At 38.3% G+C, this 1,435-nt stretch carries 1 protein-coding gene and 1 pseudogene; both read left to right on the plus strand.

What is annotated here, in order from left to right:
• The coding region (locus tag CBG25_RS08750) for a transposase (RefSeq protein WP_290603789.1) at positions 1-291 on the plus strand (291 nt) is incomplete at its 5' end.
• Between the two features lie 12 nt (positions 292-303).
• Positions 304-1,269: pseudogene (argE, locus tag CBG25_RS08755) on the plus strand (acetylornithine deacetylase); the annotation flags it as partial.
• Positions 1,270-1,435: the final 166 nt, after the last annotated feature.

Raw genomic sequence — 1,435 nt, forward strand, 5'->3', positions numbered from 1 at the left:
ATAGTAACAAACAAAGAGAATCCCACCCGTGAATACGTCAAATCTATCATGGATGCCCGTTGGTCTGTTGAAGTTTATCATCGAGAAGTTAAACAAAATTGTGGTATTGAACGCTGTCAGGCTCGCACGAGCCGAGCGCAAAGAAATCATATTTTTCTCGCTATTTCTGCGTGGTTTGAACAACATAAACGTCGTATATCTGAAAAAATAACCCTTTATCAACAAAATTGGGACGTAATCAAAAATGCTATTGCTGAGCACATCCGTGTTTTATTAGCGTACCCAAATTAGTTTTGTGCGAAACTCGTGGCTACTTTTGGCCAAGGAGAGGCTGGATTACTACTTTGTGGGCATACTGATACGGTTCCTTTTGATGGCGGTCGCTGGACAAAAGATCCTTTCCAATTAAAGGAATATAACGACAAGTTATATGGTTTAGGCACCGCGGATATGAAAGGTTTTTTCGCTTTTATTATTGATATCTTACGCAATGTCGATATTGATCAGTTACAGCATCCCATCTATATTCTGGCAACCGCTGATGAAGAAACCACCATGGCCGGAGCACGTTATTTTGCTGCAACTGCAGAAATTCAGCCTGAATTAGCAATTATTGGTGAACCAACTTCATTGCGACCGATTCGCGCTCATAAGGGGCATATTGCCAATGCCATTCGTATTACCGGTCAATCTGGCCATTCAAGTGATCCGGAACAGGGTATCAATGCGATTGAGTTAATGCATGAAACCATTAGTCAGTTAATTCTGCTTAGATATAGACTAAAAACCGATTACCATAACAAGGCTTTTGATATTCCCTACCCAACAATGAATTTCGGACATATTCATGGGGGTGATGCAGTAAATCGAATCTGTGGTTGTTGTGAATTACATATCGATATTCGTCCACTACCCGGTCTGTCACTAAAAAATTTGGATGAATTGTTACATGCCGCACTTAAACCGATTAAACAACGTTGGCCTGATCGCTTAACTATCGAGGAACTTCATCCGCCTATTCCCGGTTTTGAATGCACAATAAATCATAATATGGTGAAAATAATTGAAAATTTATTAGATAAAAAAGCTCAAACCGTTAATTACTGCACCGAAGCGCCCTTTATTCAAACGCGATGCCCAACATTAATATTAGGGCCAGGTTCGATAGAGCAGGCTCACCAACCTGATGAATTTATTGAACTTAAATATATAAAACCGACAATTGAATTACTTTCACAAATGATATCCCATTTTTGCCTGAAAAAATAAACCACTAAATAGGGAATAAAATAAGACCAGCTCTATCTTTCACGAGTTTCGCAGTCTCTAAAAAAGAAGTATAAATTTAAAAACAAGAAAAAATCAGGATGTTCATATTTTGTCCGGTTATCCATGCATTAAAGATATCTATAAAATATTCTTGCAAGTAAGCAGT

The sequence above is a fragment of the Arsenophonus sp. ENCA genome, from assembly GCF_002287155.1.
In the GTDB taxonomy this organism is placed as follows: Bacteria; Pseudomonadota; Gammaproteobacteria; order Enterobacterales; family Enterobacteriaceae; genus Arsenophonus; species Arsenophonus nilaparvatae.